This window comes from Streptomyces sp. NPDC020681 (genome assembly GCF_044334895.1).
In the GTDB taxonomy this organism is placed as follows: Bacteria; Actinomycetota; Actinomycetes; order Streptomycetales; family Streptomycetaceae; genus Streptomyces.
In genome coordinates this window covers 125398-143564 of the sequence record NZ_JBIRTX010000014.1, presented here as the reverse complement: position 1 = coordinate 143564, position 18167 = coordinate 125398, and the positions used below count along the sequence as shown (strand labels likewise).

Genomic DNA, 18167 nt, shown 5'->3' with positions numbered 1-18167 from the left:
CCAGATCGATCTACCGGATGTGGGTTCCACCGTGCACCATGCCACTGACAATCGGCCGTTTCCGCAGGCTGGAGCCGAAGTCAGCGGCTGGGCAGCCGAGTTACTCGGCGATCGGCGAGACCGCGACGCAGCCGCCGGCGGTCGCCAGACCCTCCCCCTTCGCCTCCTTGATCACCTTGCCCTTGTACGTGATCTTGCACGTGACCTCGGCGCCGGCGGCGTCCAGCGCAACCGGCATGACGGCCGGCGGCATGATGCCTTTCAGCGTCACGGTCTTCGTCCACGGCAGCGCGGGCTTCTGAACGGTCTCGATCTTCGGCTCCATCGCCGTGCCGCCACCGGCGTGGAAGTCGATCGAGTCGACGCCCTTGCCCGTGACCTCGTACGTCACCTCGTACGCCTCGTTCACGGCCTTGTCGACCTGGTCGACGGCCGCGTCGCAGGCGGTGAGGCCGATTGCGAGGCCGGCCGCGGCAAGCGCGCAGGCGGCGCTGCGGATGGTGCGGTTCATCTGGGATCCCCCCTCGGATCGCATGGCTGTGAGCCGCAGCGAATCGCAACGAACGGGCAGCGTCAAGCTGTTGCCGAACGTGCGAATCGGCAGGTCAGGGCCCTTTGTCAGTGGCGGCCCGTACCGTCGTCGACATGCTGCAACTCAACGGGGGAGAACCCCCGCACCTCCCGTCGCAGGGGGTGCGCTGGACGTCGGAACAGGTGCTGGCACTGGCTCCTGACGACGCGTCACGCAAGGCGGGAAACAGACTCGGCATGGCCGGGCCGTGGTCCGACGCGGGCAGCAGCGGCGCGGGAGCCGTGTGGGGCCTGTGCAAGGGCAGCGGCAGCAAGCCGTATCAGACGATCGTGGACACCACCGGGCCGGCGTACAAGTGCAGTTGTCCGAGCCGGAAGTTCCCGTGCAAGCACGCGCTGGGACTGCTGCTGCTCTGGGCGGCGGACGAGGACGCCGTGAAGGTCCGTGCCATCCCGGACTGGGCCGAGGAGTGGCTGGAGGGGCGGCGCAAGCGCGCCACCGACAAGGAGCAGAGCGACGCGGGCGCGGGACAGCCGGCGAAGGCCGCCGATCCCGAGGCTGCCAGGCGGCGGGCCGAGCGCCGGGCCGCGCGGATCACCGCGGGGGCGACGGAGCTGGAGCAGCGGCTGACGGATCTGCTGCGCGGCGGACTGGCGGCGGCCGAGCAGTCCGGGTACGGGCTGTGGGAGGAGACGGCGGCCCGCATGGTCGACGCGCAGGCGCCGGGACTCGCGGGCCGGGTGCGGGAGTTGGGCGCGATACCGGGCTCCGGCCCGGGCTGGCCGGTGCGGCTGATGGAGGAGTGCGCGCTGATCCATCTGCTGGATGCGGCGTGGCTGGGCCTGGAGCGGCTGCCGGAGCCGCTGGCGGCGACGGTCCGTACGAGGGTCGGCCTCACCGCGCCCGCAGAAGGCCCCGCCGTCCGTGACGGCTGGCTGGTCCTCGCGCAGTACGACTCCTCCGACGGCAAGATCACCACGCGCCGTATCTGGATGTACGGACGGAAGTCGGGGCGCACGGCGATGCTGCTCTCGTTCGGCGCGGCGGGCCGTTCGCCACAACTGGCGCTGCCGGTCGGGATGGTGATCGACGCCGAGCTCACGCCGTACGGCGGCGCGGGTCAGCTCCGCGCGGACCTGGGCGAGCAGTTCGGCGCACCGGCCCCGATCGGATCACCACCGCCGGGCGGGCCTGTCGCGGAAGCGCTCGACGCGTACGGGCGGGCGCTGCGCGACGACCCGTGGCTGGATTCGTGGCCGGTGACGCTGACCGGCGTGATACCCGTCCCGGCGGGCGACGGATGGCAACTGGCCGACGCCGACGGCGAGTCCGCGCTGCCCGTAGCACCGGCCGCGCTCGGCCGCCCGGGCCTGTGGAAGCTCGCGGCGCTCTCCGGCGGCGCCCCGGTCACCGTCTTCGGAGAGTGCGGCCACGAGGGCATCACGCCACTCTCCGCCTGGTCCGACGACGCGGCCGAGACGGTTCCTCTCGTCTGAACTCTGAGCGTACGGAGACTCCATGACCAGCATCACCAGCACCTCACTGTGGGAAGAGCTCGTCTCGTCCGCCCTTCTGGGCACAGACCGCCGCACGCCGCCGGACGCCGTCATGAGCCGGGACAAGGACGGGCCGACCGCGCTGCTGGACGCTGCCGCGGTCCATACGGTGCGGCGGCGAGCGGGCCTGCTGCCCGCACCTGCGGCCGAGCGGCCGGAGCCCGCGCCGCACGACGGGCGCCCGGAGCTGCCCGTGCCCGCCCGCCGCCGGCTGGCGCAGCTGCTGGCCGACCGGTCCGCGCCGTCCTCCAGCGGCCGCCGCGGGACGGCTCCCGATCTGACGGAGCTTCTGCCCCAGTGGCTCGCCGCGGCCAACGAGCACGGGTACCAGTCGCCACCGTCCCTGCTCCCCGCGTTGCTGGACGCGGCCCGGGCGCGTACGGATCTGCGGCCGCAGGCCCTCGCCTTCGCCGGGTCGCGCGGGCTGTGGCTGGCCCGGCTCAACCCGGACTGGAAGTTCGCACTGCGCGGCGCGTCCGGCGGCGGTTCGCTGCTTCCGGATCCCGCCGACTGCGCGGCGGTCCAGCAGCTGTGGGAGGTGGGGCTGTTCGCCGAGCGGGTGGCGCTGCTGGCGTCAGTGCGTGCGCAGGACGCCGACCGGGCGCTGGCGCTGCTGACCGCGACATGGACGACCGAGCGTGCCGAGGACCGGCTGATGTTCCTGGACTCGCTGCGCACCGGGCTGTCCGAAACGGACGAGCCCTTCCTGGAGCAGGCGCTGGCCGACCGCAGCCGCAATGTCCGCGCCACCGCCGCCGAGCTCCTCTCCGCCCTGCCGCACTCCGCGCTCGCCGGACGGATGGCGGAGCGGGCGGCCTCATGCGTGAGCCTGGACCGGAGCGGAGACGGGTCGGGAGCGGCGATAGCGGTGGAGGCGCCGCACGAATGCGATGCGGCCATGCAGCGCGACGGCGTGGTCCCGACGCCGCCGACGGGCCGGGGAGAACGGTCGTGGTGGCTGGGCCAGTTGGTGGAGGCCACCCCGCTGGCCACCTGGGCGGGGCGGCTCGGCGGGCGTTCGGCCCGGGAGATCGTCGCGCTGCCTGTCGCCGACGGCTGGGGCCAGGAACTCCACGCGGCGTGGTGCCGGGCAGCCGTGCGCCAGCGGGACGCGGAGTGGTCGCGCGCCCTGCTCGGCGCGCCGGGCAACCCGCCGGAGACCGGGCCCGGCACGTCGTCGCTGGCCGAGCGGGCGAAGCTGCTCGCGACGCTGTCGGCGGCGGAACGGGCGGTCTGGGTCGCGGACTTCATAGCCGCGCACGGCCTGTCGGAGGCGTTCCAGCTGCTCGGGGTCTGCGCGGTGCCGTGGGCGGAGCCGCTCGGCCGGGCGGTCGTCGACGCGCTCGACATCGCGCGGGACGCGGGCAGCTATCCGTGGAGCTTCAGCGGAGTGATGGGCCTGGCGGAACGCTGCCTGGACCCGACGGAGGCGAGCCGCCTGGAGCTGCTGACGGCGACACCGGACGAGGTGGAGGGGGCGTCGCCGGGGGCGGGAGGTTACTGGTCGGAGGCGTTCCAGCGCCTGGTATCGACGTTGCGCCTGCGCGCCGCGATGCGCCAGGAACTACTCGGGGTCTGACGCCGCCGGGCCCCGTCGCGGGGTGCGGCAGCTTCGCGCCGCCCAGAGCCACTGCGGGCTCCGCCCTCTCCAGGTGGAGCGGGGCCGTGCGGGACCGGCCCCGCTGAGGATCGGCGGCAAGACCCGCGTACGCAATGCAGGGCCTCTATGCCGCCGACGGCGAGGTGTCGAGCCCGCAGCGGCCCGGGGCCGGCGCCGGACGAGGGACCCGCAGTCCCGGGAGCAGGGCCCGCACGGACAGACCCGCCCCGCGCGCGACAGCGGGCTCAGGCTTCCGCGGGTGTGCGGACGTGCTCGTTCACCCACGAGACGATGGACGCCGTCGTCGCTCCCGGCGTGAAGATCTCCGCCACGCCCAGGTCCTTCAGCGGCGCGATGTCCGCCTCCGGGATGATGCCGCCGCCGAAGACCTTGATGTCCTCCGCGTCGCGCTCCTTCAGGAGCTCGATCACCTTCGCGAAGAGCGTGTTGTGCGCGCCCGAGAGGATCGAGAGGCCGATCGCGTCGGCGTCCTCCTGGATCGCCGTGTACACGATCTGCTCGGGGGTCTGGTGGAGCCCGGTGTAGATGACCTCCATGCCCGCGTCGCGCAGCGCCCGCGCGATCACCTTGGCGCCCCGGTCATGGCCGTCGAGCCCCGGCTTGGCCACCACCACACGGATCGGACCGGTCACACCCATCACTGCCTCCACAAACCGACTGCGCCGCCATGGGCACGCGTCCCGCGCCGGGAAGGCCCGGGGAAAGTGAACGAACGAAGTGAACGCACGTTATCTACAGCATCCCGCAAGCGGCCGTTTCGCGGTGGACAGCGAGGGGGAAATCACACGTGGGACATGTTCGCTATGCGTCGAACCCCGCACCACGCGGCACACCGGCCGCAACTGTGGCGCGGGGAAAGTCGCAGGGGAGCCGCTTCAGGGTCGTACCCCCGTGCCGTCAGCCGCGCGGCACGGCGGTACGACACCGTTGTCTTGACCCACCGGGCCCACCGCGGGCTCACCTCGGGGCCGGAGACACAGGACCTGACGTGGCAGCCCCATGAGGGCACACGGGGGACGGAGCGGTCTCCAGCGTGCCAGTACGGAGGTCGGCCCATGAAGGCCCTGCCGTTCTTTCCCTTCTTCCTGGACCCCGTGCGACACCTGCGCAACCTCTGCAGCCTGCGAATATCGGCCGCGCTCCTGCGTGCCACCGCCCTCGAGCTGGCGATCCTCGCCGGGCATCTGCTGCTCTACCCCTCCGGCCTCACGCCAGAGCGCCCGCACAGCCCGCAGCGCCCCGGCCGCATCCCCGCCCCCACCCCGGACCCGGACGCGCCTGCCACCGCGACACTGCCGACCGCCGGCCAGGACCACCCGCCGGTCGTGCTCCTGCACGGCTTCGTCGACAACCGCTCCGTCTTCGTACTGCTGCGCCGCTCCCTCGCCCAGCACGGCCGACGGCATCTCGAGTGCCTCAACTACTCGCCGCTGACCTGCGACATCCGCACGGCCGCCGAACTGCTCGGCCGCCATATAGAGGAGATCTGCGCGCGCACCGGCCATCGCGAGGTCGATATCGTCGGGCACAGCCTCGGCGGCCTGATCGCCCGCTATTACGCGCAGTGCCTCGGCGGCGATCAGCGGGTACGGACCCTGGTCACGCTCGGCACGCCGCACTCCGGCACCACCGTCGCCCCGCTCGCGAGCGCGCACCCGATCGTTCGCCAGATGCGCCCCGGCTCGTCGGTGATCGAGGAGCTGACCAAGCCCGCCCCCGGCTGCCGGACCCGCTTCGTCAGCTTCTGGAGCGATCTCGACCAGCTGATGGTCCCCGTCGAGACGGCCTGCATCGACCATCCGGACCTTCTGGCGCAGAACGTACAGGTCAGCGGAATCGGCCATCTCGCACTGCCCGTCCATCCCGCGGTAGCCACCGGCATCCGGCAGGCACTCGAGTCGAGCGACTCCGCGGCGGGCGCTTCCGGAGCGGTCTCCGTCGCCTGATTCGCTCCTGATTCGCGCCCGATTCCGCTCCGTGACGAGTACCAGATTGTCGAACGGTTTTCGAACGTAGGGCCAAAGCTGTGCCCGCAGTCCCCCGAAAGACGGCCGAATGCCCCTTTCCTGATTGCCCAAAACCTGCGGAAGATTGTCGCCGTCGCATACCGCCGGGTACAGTCGCGCCACTGCTTTCCCTCTGGGACCCCTGCGCTCCATGGCCCCAGAACCCAGGTCCTGCTGCCGAGGCGAGAGAGAAGTTGGTGAACGACCAGCACGCCCACGCCGGGTACGTCGGATACGACGGCTATCCCTCCGGCAGCTTCGACACCGACCCGCTCTTCGGTGCGCTCCCCGGGAGCTATGAGGCGGGCTACAGCGGTCAGTACGACTCCACTGGGTGGGACACCGGCTCCCAGCAGGTCGCTCACCACGTTCCGCAGCAGACCGCCGGTTACGACCCGTACGCGGTCCCGCAGCAGACGGAGCAGTACCAGGCGGAGCAGTTCCAGCAGTACGACACGAGCGGCCAGTACGACGCCGCCGCCGTGCAGTACGACACGACCGGCCAGTGGGACGCCTCGGCGTGGAACCAGTCCACGCAGACCGGCCAGTACGAGACCGCTGCCGCGGCCTTCTCGTACGACACCACCGGTCAGTGGGCGGCGCCCGTCTTCGAGACCGGTACGTACGACGCCACCGCGTGGAACGCGGGCACGGAAGCCGTCGTACCGCAACAGTTCACGCCTGAGCACGAGTTCGGCGCCGAGGCGACGCCCGACTACGGGACGCCCGCTCACGGGACTCCGGCCTACGGGACGACGGAGTACCAGTACGAGCAGTTCGAGCCGCACGAACAGCCGGCGCATGAACAGCCCGGCCAGCCGGAGCAGCTCGACCAGCAGGAACAGTTCGCGCAGTACGAACAGCACGAGCACTACGAACAGCACGAGCAGTTCGCGACGGAGACCGAGACCGGACACGAGACCGGACACGAGGCCGGGACCGAGCCGGAGTTCGAGGCCGCCGAGTACGACGAGTACGACGCGGAGCCCGAGCCCGAGCCCGAGGCCGAGCTCGAACCCCTCACCGCCGCCACGCCCGTCACCCCTCGCCCCGTCCGCCGCTCCGGCGGCAGCCGCGGCCGCCGCCGCACTCCGGCGAAGCGTTCCGCCCTTCTCACCGTCGCCGTACCCTCCGCCTGCGTGATGGGCGTCGCCGGCATCGCCGCCGCCTCCGTGGGCAGCCTCGGCAGCAGTGACACCAAGGACGACGCGGTCGCCGCCGCCGACCCGTCGTCCGTGAAGCCGATCGCCGCCAACAACAAGATGGACACACAGCTCGCCGCGCTCAGCGCCGACGCCCGTGACTTCGGCGACCGCGCCTCCCGCACCCAGGAACGCATCGATCTCAAGGCGCGCCAGGAAGCGGAGAAGCAGCGGAAGAAGGAAGAGGCCGAGCGTCGCGAGCGGCTGCGCCCCAAGTTCGCGCTGCCGGTGAAGCAGAACGGCCTCAGCGCTTACTACGGCCAGGCCGGCGTCAACTGGATGTCCCTGCACACGGGCATCGACTTCCCGGTGTCGTACGGCACCGAGGTGATGGCCGCGACCGACGGCACCATCCGTACGCAGTACAACGGCGCCTACGGCAACATGGCGATCGTGACCGCGGCCGACGGCACCGAGACCTGGTACTGCCATCTGAGCAGCACCAAGATCCGGTCCGGCTCCGTCAAGGCCGGCGATGTCATCGCGTACTCCGGCAACTCGGGCAACTCCACCGGACCGCACCTCCACTTCGAGGTCCGGCCCGGCGGCGGCTCGGCGATCGACCCGCTGCCGTGGCTCCGCAGCCACGGCCTCGAGCCGACGTAACCCAGCCGGCGGTCAGAGCTTCTCGACCGGCGCGTACCTCAGCAGCAGCCGCTTCGGCTTGGTGTCGCCGAAGTCGATCGTCGCCTGCGCGTCCGCGCCCGACCCCGTCACTTCCACCACGGTCCCCAGACCGAACTGGTCGTGCGTGACCCGGTCGCCCACCACCAGCGAGATCACCGGCTTGTCGCTCGTACGCCGAGTGGCGAAGCCCGACGAGCCGCCGCGCGAGCGCGAGGACGAGAGCGACGACGTGATGCCCGAAGTCGGGCCCGCCGGCGCGGCCATCGGGCCGGTGCGCTTCCACTCCAGGTGCTGGCCCGGGATCTCCTCCAGGAACCGCGACGGCGGGTTGTACGACGGCTGGCCCCAGGCGCTGCGCATCGACGAACGCGTCAGATACAGCCGCTCGCGGGCGCGTGTGATGCCGACATACGCCAGCCGGCGCTCCTCCTCCAGCTCCTTCGCCTGGCCGAGCGCGCGCATGTGCGGGAAGACGCCGTCCTCCATGCCGGTCAGGAACACCACCGGGAACTCGAGGCCCTTGGCGGTGTGCAGCGTCATCAGCGTGATGACACCGGAGCCGTCCTCGTCCTCGTCGGGGATCTGGTCGGAGTCGGCGACCAGCGCGACCTTCTCCAGGAACTCGGCGAGCGTGCCCGTGCCCTCCTCCTCGGCGCGGTCCTGCTCGAACTCGAGCGCCACGGCCGCCAGTTCCTGAAGGTTCTCGATACGGGTCTCGTCCTGCGGGTCGGTCGAGGCCTGCAGCTCGGCGAGATAACCGGTGCGCTCCAGGACGGCCTCCAGGACGGTGGCCGGTCCGGCGCCGGACTCGACGACCGTACGCAGCTCCTCCATCAGCACGTTGAACCGCTTGACGGCATTCGCCGAGCGGGCCGCCATGCCGTACGCCTCGTCCACGCGGCGCAGCGCCTGCGGGAAGGTGATCTTCTCGCGCAGCGCGAGCGCGTCGATCATCGCCTCCGCGCGGTCGCCGATGCCGCGCTTGGGGACGTTGAGGATCCGGCGCAGCGGGACATTGTCCTCGGGGTTGGCGAGGACGCGCAGGTAGGCCAGCACATCGCGGACCTCCTTGCGCTCGTAGAAGCGCACTCCGCCGACGACCTTGTACGGCAGGCCGACGCGGATCAGGATCTCTTCGAAGACACGGGACTGGGCGTTCGTACGGTAGAAGACCGCGACATCGCCGGCCTTCGCGTCGCCCGCGTCCGTGAGCCGGTCGATCTCGTCGGCGACGAACTGCGCCTCGTCGTGCTCGGTGTCCGCGACATAGCCGGTGATCTGCGCGCCGGCTCCGGCGTTCGTCCACAGGTTCTTGGGACGGCGGCTCTCGTTGCGCTCGATGACGGCGTTGGCGGCGGAGAGGATCGTCTGCGTCGAGCGGTAGTTCTGCTCCAGCAGGATCGTCGTCGCGTCCGGATAGTCCTCCTCGAACCGGAGGATGTTCCGGATGGTCGCGCCGCGGAAGGCGTAGATCGACTGGTCGGCGTCGCCGACGACGCACAGCTCGGCCGGCGGCAGGTCCTCCTGGCCGGCGCCCACCAGCTCGCGTACGAGCGTGTACTGAGCGTGATTGGTGTCCTGGTACTCGTCCACCAGAACGTGCCGGAAGCGCCGCTGGTAGTGCTCGGCGACGTCAGGGAACGCCTGGAGCAGATGGACGGTGGTCATGATGATGTCGTCGAAGTCCAGGGCGTTGGCCTCGCGCAGCCGCGACTGGTACATCCGGTACGCCTCGGCGAGCGTCTTCTCGAAACCGTCGGCGGCCTGGTCGGCGAAGGTCTCCTCGTCGATCAGCTCGTTCTTCAGATTCGAGATCTTGGCGCTGAAGGACTTCGGCGGGAACTTCTTGGGGTCGAGATCGAGGTCGCGGCAGACCAGGGCCATCAGGCGCTTCGAATCGGCGGCGTCGTAGATCGAGAACGACGAGGTGAAGCCGAGCCTCTTGGACTCCCGGCGCAGAATCCGGACGCACGCGCTGTGGAAGGTCATCACCCACATGGCGTTGGCGCGCGGACCGACCAGCTGCTCGACGCGCTCCTTCATCTCGCCGGCGGCCTTGTTCGTGAAGGTGATGGCCAGTATCTGACCGGGGTGGACGCTGCGGGTCCCCAGCAGATGCGCGATCCGGTGCGTCAGCACACGGGTCTTGCCGGACCCGGCCCCGGCGACGATGAGCAGCGGCGAGCCGATGTGCACGACGGCGGCGCGCTGCTGTTCGTTCAGCCCTTCCAGAAGGGCGGCGGGGTCCACGACGGTGCGCGGGGCGCCGTCGCGGTGGTACGGATCCCGGGCCGGGGGCAGGTCGAACTTCCCCTGGAAGAGATCGTCCGGGACCTCCTCCGGGGACGGGTCCTCGGGCGGCGGCGGAGTGTGCTCCGAGGTGGGCTGGAGGTCCGCCAGGAAGTGGTCGTCAAAGAGGCTGCTCATCGCTCTACGAGTCTAGGCGGCGGCACTGACAGCTCGCGGCCGCATTCGGATATGCCACGGGTGCCGGTCCCCCGCGGTCCCCCGGGGCTGGTGGGCCCCACCCCGGCGCGCGCCTGGCGGCGGGCGTGATCCCCTCCCCGCCCCTTCGCGAAACTGGGGGCTCGGCCCCCAGCCCCCTCCGCGGAGGGTCGACGGGGCTGACGCCCCCGCATCCCGCCCGGGTGGCAGCTTCGCGCCGCCCCGGGCGTAGGGGATTGGGCAGCGAGCGCGCCACAAGGACCGCCCGCCGAACAGGGTTGATGCGGGCCGAACCCAGCCCCCTCCGAAGAGGGTCGTCGGGCGCTGTCGGCAGCTTCGCGCCGCCCCGTGCCCGCCGGTTGGCGGGCGAAGCCCCCCAGGCGGCGAGCTCGCGCCACGAAACGACCCATCGGACAGGGTCGGGGGGGGCTGACGCCCCCGCCCCCCGGGCGGCAGGCGCCGCCCCATGCGGACTGAGGGTTGGGCGAAGCCCTCACCTCCACGCCGCGCGCGCACCGCAGGGGCAACCCGCCCGACCGCCGGCCGCAGGCGCGTTGTGGGATACAACACCCCGCGCACACCCCGCGTGGCGGGTTCGCGGCGCAGGGCGATCGCGGTGCGTCCGTAGGTGACCGAAGCAGACGCATATGCGTACGCCAACCGATAAGGTCACGAAAATGTATCGGGCAAATCGAACATCAACCTTCACAGCAGCCACACGAGTTGGCTAACGTGCTCGACCAGGTGGCCCGTACCCCCATGGCGATCAACGCCAATCGGGCGGCCTGCGCCGAATTCGGGCTTTCTTGACGGAAGTTCGGAACCGGGGACCCACCATGCACAACCGGGGTGAATCGGACCGGCTCCAACTCGGTCCGTAGGGCGACCTTCCGTTCCGCCCGAACCCGACAGCTAACCCGGTAGGCGGTCCAACGGAAGAAGGAGTTGTCGGCCTTGGCGTCGCATCGCAAAGCGCGAAGTCGAACCGCGAAGACCTCCCCGGCCGTCGGGTTCACGACGGCCGCCCTCGCGTCCGTCACGTTGCTGTCGACGCAGAGCGCGAACGCGGCTCCCGAGCCGAGGCCCAGTGTCGAAGAGGTGCAGAAGAAGGTCGACGACCTGTACCGGCAGGCGGGCACCGCGACGCAGAAGTACAACAAGGCGAAGGAATCCACCGAGGAGAAGCGGGCCGAGGTCGGACAGCTGCTGGACGAGGCCGCGCAGCGGACCGAGAAGCTGAACGAGTCCCGGCGGGTGCTCGGCAACTACGCCGCCGCGCAGTACCGCACCGGTGCCGTCACGCCGACCGCCGCGCTGCTGTTCGCCGACAGCCCTGAGTCGTACTTCGAGCAGACCCAGCTGATGAGCCGGATGACCGACCGTCAGCGCAACGTCATCACCGACTACGAGACCCAGCGCGCCGAGGCCGCCAAGCAGCGGGCCGAGGCGACCAAGAGCCTGGAGTCGCTGACGCGCTCCCAGAAGGCGCTGCGCACCAGCAAGCAGGACGTGCAGGCGAAGCTCGCCGAGGCGCGCACGCTGCTGTCGAAGCTGACGGCCGAGGAGAAGGCCCGGCTCGCGGCGATCGAGCGCGAGAAGCAGGAGGAGGCCCGCCGCAAGGCCGAGGAGCTGGCCAGGCAGCAGGCTGCGGAGGCCGAGCGTCAGCGCCAGGAGCAGGCGGCGCAGGAACAGGCGGCGCAGGAGCAGGCACAGCAGGAGCAGACGCCGAGCACCGGGACCGACACCGGAACCGACGGATCGAGCACCTCCAAGGCCGACAAGGTGCTGGCCTTCGCCCGCGACCAGATCGGCAAGCCGTACGTCTGGGGCGCGACCGGCCCGAGTTCGTACGACTGCTCCGGTCTGACCCAGGCCGCCTGGAAGGCGGCCGGCGTGGACCTGCCGCGCACCACCTGGGACCAGGTGAAGGTCGGCACGCGGGTCGAGACGAAGGATCTGATTCCCGGCGATCTCGTGTTCTTCTACGACGACATCAGCCACGTCGGCATCTACATCGGCGACGGAAAGATGATCCACGCGCCGAAGCCCGGCACGAACGTCCGCGAGGAGTCGATCTACTACATGCCGATCTACGGCAGCGTGCGCCCCGCGTAACAGAGGCGACAGTCGGACGCCCGGGCCTCGGAAGCGCGCCCGGGCGTTCTCATGCCCGCGGCCCGCTCAATTCCGCGGCCTTCTCACGTCCAGAGCGTCGCGATGAAGATGTTCGCCACCGTCAGGCCGCCCACCACGCCGAACAGCGCCTTCTCCACCTTCTCCTCGTCCCGCTTGACGTACACCAGGCCCAGGATCACCACCAGCACCGCCAACTTGATGCCGACCTTGAGGTTGTTGACCGGCTGATCGTCCGCCTGGTTGAGGCCGACCAGTGCCACGCCCGTGATCAGCATCGTCAGCGCGCCGTGCAGCATCGCCGGCGTGAAGCGGGCCGTTCCCGCGCTCATCGCCTTCATCTGGGTCAGGAAGCCGCCGAGCAGCGACGCGATGCCGATGATGTGCAGGGCGACGAAGACATTGATGAGTACGTCCATGGAGCGGAGCCTAACCACCCCTATACCACCGCCATCCAGGCAGGTATGCCTCATTCGCCGCATCGGTCACAGCGGTGTCCCGGCTGATGCCGATACCGTCCGTTGCGCTCGCAGAAAGCGCACCTGGATGTCCAGGTTCGACCAGTATCGGTCGCTACGCCGCGCTCCCGTGACCCGCCGGTTTAGCGTCCTCCCTCAGGTGGCCGACTCCCCACCGCCGCCGCGCAGCCGGGCGGCAGTCGGTCACCACCGCCGAGAGATCCGGCGGCGGGACGCTACCCCTGTGCGGACCGCCGCCGGACTCGAACCGGACTCGGGCTTCCCGAGGACCGGACCCCGTCGGGGACTCTCGGGACCGCAGGGACGACGGAAGGACGTGGACGCCCTCGTGGCTGCGCACCGGAAACCCAAGCAGCATCCGCTCAGCGGGCCCGCAGCCCGGACCGCCGCCACCCTCGCGCTCGCCGGTGCGGCGACCGCCACCGCCTTCGAAGGGACCGGGTTCGCCGAGCCCACCCTCACCCCGGCGCAGATCAAGGCGAAGGTCGACAAGCTCTACCAGGAGGCGGAGGCCGCCACCGAGAAGTACAACGGGGCCAAGGAGCAGACCGCGAAGGCGCAGGAGTCGCTCGACGCGCTGCGGGACCAGGCCGCCCGCAGGACCGAGCGGCTCAACACCTCGCGCAACGCGCTCGGTTCGATCGCGACCGCGCAGTACCGCGCCGGCGGCATCGACCCCGGCGTCCAGCTCGCGCTCACCTCCGACCCCGACGAGTATCTGGAGCGGGCCTCGATCGCCGAGCGGGTCGGCGAGCGGCAGGCGACCGCCGTCGCCGGAGTCCATCAACAGCTCGTGGAGATCGCCCGGTTGCGCGCGCAGGCCGGCGAGCGGATGAACGACCTCAAGGCCCGGCAGACGGAACTCGCCGGGCACAAGGCCACCGTCCAGCAGAAGCTGGCCGCCGCCGAGAGGATTCTCGCCCGCCTCACCGCCGAGCAGCGGACCGCCTACAACGCCGCGGACGGCCCCTCGGACCAGCGGGCCGACAGCCGCGCCGACCGCTCTCCGCTGCCCCGCGCCTCCCTCCAGGCACCCAACTCGCGTGCCGCACAAGCGGTCGCGTACGCCTACGGAGCTCTTGGAAAGCCGTACGTCTGGGGCGCGACCGGCCCGAGCTCGTACGACTGCTCCGGGCTCACGCAGGCCGCCTGGCGCTCCGCCGGAGTCTCGCTGCCGCGCACCACCTACACCCAGATCAACGCCGGACAGCGTGTCTCCCGCTCCCAACTCGCTCCCGGTGACCTGGTGTTCTTCTACTCCGGCATCAGCCATGTCGGGCTCTACATCGGCGGCGGCAAGATGATTCACGCGCCGCGGCCCGGCGCGCCCGTGCGCGTCGCGCCGATCGACGAAATGCCCTTCTCGGGGGCAACCCGTCCTGCATAGGATCCTCGGCGTCCCAGGATCCCGATCTCGGCAGGAGAGCCCTCGTGGAGCTCGACGTCCAGAACTACGTGCGTACGCTCGCGCTCCGCTCCCCCGACCATGTCCGCGTCGGACCTTTCACCGTGCGCTACAACCCCAACTGGCCGATCCCGCCCGCCAATTACGCCGTACCCGACCACGACGCCGCCCCCACGCCCGAAGAGATCGACGCGCTGATCGCCGTCTTCCGCGAGCGGGACCGGGTGCCGCGGCTGGAGTTCCTGCCGTCCTGCGCGCCCGAGGTCGAGCCCGCGCTCCTCGCCGCCGGTTTCGCGGTCACCGGCCGCGCCCCGCTGCTGGCCTGCTCGCCCGGCGACCTGCGTATGCCTCCTGCGGCGGCCGGAATCACCATGGGTGAACCGTCCGACCTGGCCGGATACACCGCCGCGGCGGGCGTGCAGCATCTCGCGTACGGCGACACCGGCGGGCCGACCGAGGGCGAGATCGCCTGGCTGCGAGGGGCGAACGAGAACGGCGGAGTCGCCGTGCTCGCCACGGACGGCACCGACGGCACTCCGGTCGGCGCTGGCGGCTGCTCGGTCCCGGTCGACGGACTGACGGAGCTCTGCGGCCTCGCGGTCGCCGCCTCGCACCGCCGCCGTGGCATCGGCGCGGCCCTGTCCGCGTATCTGACGGCCGCGGCCTTCGACCGCGGCTGCCGGGTGGTGTGGCTGGAGCCGGGCGACGCGGACGTCGAGCGGATATACGCGGGCATCGGTTACCGCCGAGTGGGCGACAAGGCGGACATGACCCTCGCGTAGCGGGGGCTCTCGACGGCTGGGCCCTCACCGTGCGCCCGCCGCCGCCGCACCGTCAGACCCGCGGCCGCATCTGCTGCGTCAGCCATTCGAACGCGTACGGCAGCTGCCTGCTCCACACCGGCGTCACATGCCCGCCCTTCGTCGCCTTCAGGTGCACCACCGTCGGCGGCTTCGCCACCCGCTGGAGCGCCAGACCCGGCCCGTAGCCGTCCGGGCCCTCGCCCGTCGCCAGCAGCGAGACCCGCGGCGGGGTCTTCGCCGACTTCAGGATGTGCAGGACGTCGTTCTCCAGGCGGAGCTTCGGATCCTTGGCCGTCAGCGAGCCCTTCTCCGCCGCCGGGTCGTTGTAGCCGGAGAGACTGACGGCCGCGCTGTACCGGTCGGGGTGCTGGAGCGCCAGTTTGGCTGCTCCGTGCGCGCCCGCGGAGTAGCCCGCGATGGCCCAGTTCTCGGGGCTCAGCGACACCCGGAAGTTGTCGGCGACCATCTTGCGCACGTCGACGGTGAGCCAGCTGTCCGCGTTGACCTTGCCCGGTATGTTCGCGTATCCGGTGTCCTTGTCGCCGAGCATGGTCCGCGGCGAGACCACAATGAACGGCGCGACCCGGCCGGACTCGATGAGCGGCTGGACGCGGTCCTGGAAGTGGAGCGTACGGAACCAGTTCTTGGACGAGCCGGGGAAGCCGGACAGCACCTCGACGACCGGGAACTTCTTGTTCGCGTACGCCGGGTCGCCGTACTGCGGCGGCAGCCAGACGTACACCTCGCCCTGCACGCCCGAGACCGCTCCCTTGAGTCTGGTCTTCAGCAGGCCGCCGCCGAGCGAAGGATCGCGCACCTTCTCGAACTCCTGGACCACCCTCGGCAGCGAGGAGATCTGCTTGCCGCCCGTGCCGGTCGGCCCGAGGTCGAGCGCGGATTCGACATGGTCGGAGGTGCCGAGCAGATCGCCCCAACTGTCGTAGAGACCGTTGGCGTTGTTCACCGACACGAAGACCACCAGGACGGCCGTGGCCTGTGCGAAGAGCACCATGAACAGCCGGCTCGCGCCGCGCGCCAGCGCGGGTCCGCGCACCCGGCTCCACAGAAGCAGTGGCAGCAGTACGGCGATCACGACCAGGACGACCGTGATCACGAAGAAGGTGTTCCCCGTCAAATTCATCACGCAAAACAAGAGGTGAACCGGGCATAGGGGGTTGCCCGCCTATGTACCAGTTACCTCACAACTGAGCCAGGGCCTGTCGTTTGGATCAGGCCGGATCAGCGAGCGGGGTCTGGCGCGTGCAGCTGCAAGGCGGAGGAAGGAGACGACGCGGAGCGTCGGCGACTGACGACAACGCAGCAGGTGTGCGTGTCAGGGCACGCGAGCCCGGCAAGATCCGAACGACAGGCCCTAGACCAGCCGACGAGCGGTGGCCCAGCGCGTGAGTTCGTGGCGGTTGGACAGCTGCAGTTTGCGGAGCACCGCCGAGACATGCGACTCGACCGTCTTCACCGAGATGAACAGCTGCTTCGCGATTTCCTTGTACGCATAACCCCGCGCGATCAGCCGCAGCACCTCGCGCTCGCGCTGAGTGAGCCGGTCGAGGTCCTCGTCGACCGGCGGCGCGTCCGTGGAGGCGAAGGCGTCGAGGACGAAGCCCGCGAGCCGCGGCGAGAACACCGCGTCGCCGTCCTGGACCCGGAAGATCGAGTCCACCAGATCCGTGCCCGTGATCGTCTTGGTGACATAGCCGCGGGCGCCGCCGCGGATCACGCCGATCACGTCCTCGGCCGCGTCCGACACGGACAGCGCCAGGAACCGTACGGGATGCTCCTGTGCCGCCATCAGCGAGGCGCAGCGCCGCAGTACTTCCACACCGCCGCCGCCCGGCAGGTGCACATCCAGCAGGACGACCTCCGGCCGGGTCGCCGTGATCACGGTGACGGCCTGGTCCACGTCGGCGGCCTCGCCGACGACTTCGACGCCGGTGCTGTCGGTCTGCCCGATCTCCGCCTGCACACCGGTGCGGAACATCCGGTGGTCGTCGACGAGCACGACCCGTACCCGCCGCTCGACGGTCTCTCCCGCAGCCTCGGTCTCGGTCATCCGTCCGCCCTCTCCATCTCGAGCTCCACCTCGGTGCCCCCGCCGGGCACCGAGCGGAGCCGCGCCGTCCCGCCGTTGCGCTGCATCCGCCCGATGATCGACTCTCGTACGCCCATCCTGTCGTCCGGCACCGAGTCCAGGTCGAATCCCGGCCCCCGGTCCCGTACCGACACGAAGACCGTACGGCCTTCGACCTCCGCGTAGACCTGTACGGCCCCGCCCTCGCCACCGTACTTGGCGGCGTTGACCATCGCCTCGCGCGCGGCCTGCATCTGTGCGGCCAGTTTCTCGTCGAGCGGGCAGTCGCCGACGACCACGACCTCCAGCGGGACGCCGTGCTTGTCCTCGACCTCGGCGGCGGCCTTCTTCACCGCCTCGGCGAGCGTGTGCGGCTCCTCGTCCTCGTCCTTGCCGTTGCCCTCCGGCTTGTACAGCCAGTTCCGCAGCTCGCGCTCCTGGGCGCGGGCGAGCCGGCGGACCTCGCCGCCGTCGTCGGCGCTGCGCTGAATGAGCGTGAGCGTGTGCAGTACGGAGTCATGGACATGTGCGGCGACCTCGGCGCGCTCCTGGGCGCGGATGCGCATCGTCCGCTCCTCCGAGAGGTCCTGGGTCATCCGCACCAGCCACGGCCCGGCGAGCAGCGCGACGCCGGCGATGACGGCGATAGCGGCGGTCAGTACGTTGCCGAGCTGGGCGGCCGAGCCGCGTACCACCACGAAGACGGTCAGGCCGAGGCCGACGAGCGCGACACCGGCCAGCGACCGGCCCAGCTGGAGCAGCCTGCGGCGGCGGCCGATCTGGGTCCAGCGGGCCCGCCGCGCGTTGTCCGCCTGCCGCCAGACCAGGACGACACCGGCGCCGATCAGCAGCGTCGGCCAGACATAGCGGTTGGTGCTGCTGCCCATGTCGACATTGGCGGCGAAGATCGCGGCGCCGAAGAGCAGCGCGACCATCGCCACCAGCTGGCCCTTGTCGGGCTTGCGCAGCCGCCGTCTGCCGTCGTCGGTGGTCTCGAAGACGGAGCGCGGCTCGGCGGCCCTGCCCCCGACGCCGAGCGGCACGACGATCCAGAACACCGCGTACAGCAGCACACCGAGGCCCTGTGCCATGAAGAGCCCAAGGAAGACCAGCCGTACCCAGATGACCGGCAGGCCCAGATGGCCGGCGAGACCGCGTGCCACACCGCCGAGGAGCCGGCCGTCGGCGCTGCGGTAGAGCTTGCGCAGCGGCTGCTCCTCGGGCGCGGGAGCGCGCGAGGGTCCGGCGGGTCGGGGCGTGGCGACTGGCATG

General features: G+C 70.8%; 14 protein-coding genes and 1 riboswitch. Of the genes, 7 read left to right on the top strand and 7 right to left on the bottom strand.

The genetic code is table 11. The annotated features are described in order from the left end of the window. Positions 1 to 100: 100 nt before the first annotated feature. Positions 101 to 511, bottom strand: coding sequence for an MmpS family transport accessory protein (locus tag ACH4YL_RS28805; protein ID WP_398510352.1), 411 nt, complete (start codon positions 509 to 511; stop codon positions 101 to 103). A 134-nt stretch (positions 512 to 645) separates the two neighbouring features. Between ACH4YL_RS28805 and ACH4YL_RS28800 the strand changes: the two genes are divergently transcribed. Further along, on the top strand, positions 646 to 2028 hold the full coding sequence (locus ACH4YL_RS28800) for an SWIM zinc finger family protein (protein ID WP_398510351.1): 1383 nt from the start codon (positions 646 to 648) through the stop codon (positions 2026 to 2028). 22 nt (positions 2029 to 2050) lie between these two features. Continuing rightward, positions 2051 to 3667: a DUF5691 domain-containing protein gene (locus ACH4YL_RS28795; RefSeq protein WP_398510350.1), complete on the top strand. Its 1617-nt coding sequence runs from the start codon at positions 2051 to 2053 to the stop codon at positions 3665 to 3667. A gap of 266 nt (positions 3668 to 3933) precedes the next feature. On the opposite strand, the gene ACH4YL_RS28790 is transcribed toward ACH4YL_RS28795, so the two are convergent. Further along, positions 3934 to 4347, bottom strand: coding sequence for a cobalamin B12-binding domain-containing protein (locus ACH4YL_RS28790; RefSeq protein ID WP_398510349.1), 414 nt, complete (start codon positions 4345 to 4347; stop codon positions 3934 to 3936). Between the two features lie 417 nt (positions 4348 to 4764). Here ACH4YL_RS28790 and ACH4YL_RS28785 point away from each other — a divergent pair, with 417 nt between their 5' ends. Both ACH4YL_RS28785 and ACH4YL_RS28780 read left to right on the top strand, forming a co-directional pair. Continuing rightward, a complete protein-coding gene (locus tag ACH4YL_RS28785) occupies positions 4765 to 5655 on the top strand; it encodes a lipase family alpha/beta hydrolase (protein WP_398510348.1) in 891 nt (296 codons plus the stop codon). Positions 5656 to 5912: 257 nt separating this feature from the next. Further along, on the top strand, positions 5913 to 7523 hold the full coding sequence (locus ACH4YL_RS28780) for a M23 family metallopeptidase (protein WP_398510347.1): 1611 nt from the start codon (positions 5913 to 5915) through the stop codon (positions 7521 to 7523). Positions 7524 to 7535: 12 nt separating this feature from the next. Here ACH4YL_RS28780 and pcrA read toward each other — a convergent pair whose 3' ends face one another. Next, positions 7536 to 9971 carry a DNA helicase PcrA gene (gene pcrA / locus ACH4YL_RS28775; RefSeq protein WP_398510346.1) on the bottom strand — a complete coding sequence of 812 codons (2436 nt, stop codon included), beginning with the start codon at positions 9969 to 9971 and terminating at the stop codon, positions 7536 to 7538. Positions 9972 to 10767: 796 nt separating this feature from the next. Then, positions 10768 to 10933, top strand: a riboswitch (cyclic di-AMP (ydaO/yuaA leader). A gap of 1 nt (position 10934) precedes the next feature. Between pcrA and ACH4YL_RS28770 the strand changes: the two genes are divergently transcribed. After that, positions 10935 to 12104 carry an NlpC/P60 family protein gene (locus ACH4YL_RS28770; RefSeq protein ID WP_398510345.1) on the top strand — a complete coding sequence of 390 codons (1170 nt, stop codon included), beginning with the start codon at positions 10935 to 10937 and terminating at the stop codon, positions 12102 to 12104. 83 nt (positions 12105 to 12187) lie between these two features. Here ACH4YL_RS28770 and ACH4YL_RS28765 read toward each other — a convergent pair whose 3' ends face one another. After that, positions 12188 to 12541 carry a hypothetical protein gene (locus tag ACH4YL_RS28765; RefSeq protein ID WP_398510344.1) on the bottom strand — a complete coding sequence of 118 codons (354 nt, stop codon included), beginning with the start codon at positions 12539 to 12541 and terminating at the stop codon, positions 12188 to 12190. 388 nt (positions 12542 to 12929) lie between these two features. Between ACH4YL_RS28765 and ACH4YL_RS28760 the strand changes: the two genes are divergently transcribed. Both ACH4YL_RS28760 and ACH4YL_RS28755 read left to right on the top strand, forming a co-directional pair. After that, positions 12930 to 13988 carry an NlpC/P60 family protein gene (locus ACH4YL_RS28760; protein WP_398510343.1) on the top strand — a complete coding sequence of 353 codons (1059 nt, stop codon included), beginning with the start codon at positions 12930 to 12932 and terminating at the stop codon, positions 13986 to 13988. 44 nt (positions 13989 to 14032) lie between these two features. Next, the gene (locus ACH4YL_RS28755; RefSeq protein ID WP_398510342.1) at positions 14033 to 14788 is read left to right on the top strand and encodes a GNAT family N-acetyltransferase; all 756 of its coding nucleotides are present in this window, start codon (positions 14033 to 14035) and stop codon (positions 14786 to 14788) included. 52 nt (positions 14789 to 14840) lie between these two features. Here ACH4YL_RS28755 and ACH4YL_RS28750 read toward each other — a convergent pair whose 3' ends face one another. The 3 genes from ACH4YL_RS28750 to ACH4YL_RS28740 all read right to left on the bottom strand — a co-directional run bounded on the left by ACH4YL_RS28750 (position 14841) and on the right by ACH4YL_RS28740 (position 18166). Further along, positions 14841 to 15950: an alpha/beta hydrolase gene (locus ACH4YL_RS28750; RefSeq protein ID WP_398510341.1), complete on the bottom strand. Its 1110-nt coding sequence runs from the start codon at positions 15948 to 15950 to the stop codon at positions 14841 to 14843. Between the two features lie 231 nt (positions 15951 to 16181). Continuing rightward, a complete protein-coding gene (locus tag ACH4YL_RS28745) occupies positions 16182 to 16877 on the bottom strand; it encodes a LuxR C-terminal-related transcriptional regulator (protein WP_398510340.1) in 696 nt (231 codons plus the stop codon). Further along, a complete protein-coding gene (locus ACH4YL_RS28740; RefSeq protein WP_398510339.1) occupies positions 16874 to 18166 on the bottom strand; it encodes a PspC domain-containing protein in 1293 nt (430 codons plus the stop codon). The genes ACH4YL_RS28745 and ACH4YL_RS28740 overlap by 4 nt, the downstream gene beginning before the upstream one ends. Position 18167: the final 1 nt, after the last annotated feature.

What these genes read in the sequence shown, in the direction of transcription:
- ACH4YL_RS28740 (WP_398510339.1), bottom strand. Translation starts at nt 18,166, where the DNA reads ATGCCAGTCGCCACGCCCCGACCCGCCGGACCCTCGCGCGCTCCCGCG.
- ACH4YL_RS28785 (WP_398510348.1), top strand. Translation starts at nt 4,765, where the DNA reads ATGAAGGCCCTGCCGTTCTTTCCCTTCTTCCTGGACCCCGTGCGACAC.
- ACH4YL_RS28805 (WP_398510352.1), bottom strand. Translation starts at nt 511, where the DNA reads ATGAACCGCACCATCCGCAGCGCCGCCTGCGCGCTTGCCGCGGCCGGC.
- ACH4YL_RS28765 (WP_398510344.1), bottom strand. Translation starts at nt 12,541, where the DNA reads ATGGACGTACTCATCAATGTCTTCGTCGCCCTGCACATCATCGGCATC.
- ACH4YL_RS28795 (WP_398510350.1), top strand. Translation starts at nt 2,051, where the DNA reads ATGACCAGCATCACCAGCACCTCACTGTGGGAAGAGCTCGTCTCGTCC.
- pcrA (WP_398510346.1), bottom strand. Translation starts at nt 9,971, where the DNA reads ATGAGCAGCCTCTTTGACGACCACTTCCTGGCGGACCTCCAGCCCACC.
- ACH4YL_RS28800 (WP_398510351.1), top strand. Translation starts at nt 646, where the DNA reads ATGCTGCAACTCAACGGGGGAGAACCCCCGCACCTCCCGTCGCAGGGG.
- ACH4YL_RS28790 (WP_398510349.1), bottom strand. Translation starts at nt 4,347, where the DNA reads ATGGGTGTGACCGGTCCGATCCGTGTGGTGGTGGCCAAGCCGGGGCTC.
- ACH4YL_RS28750 (WP_398510341.1), bottom strand. Translation starts at nt 15,950, where the DNA reads ATGAATTTGACGGGGAACACCTTCTTCGTGATCACGGTCGTCCTGGTC.
- ACH4YL_RS28745 (WP_398510340.1), bottom strand. Translation starts at nt 16,877, where the DNA reads ATGACCGAGACCGAGGCTGCGGGAGAGACCGTCGAGCGGCGGGTACGG.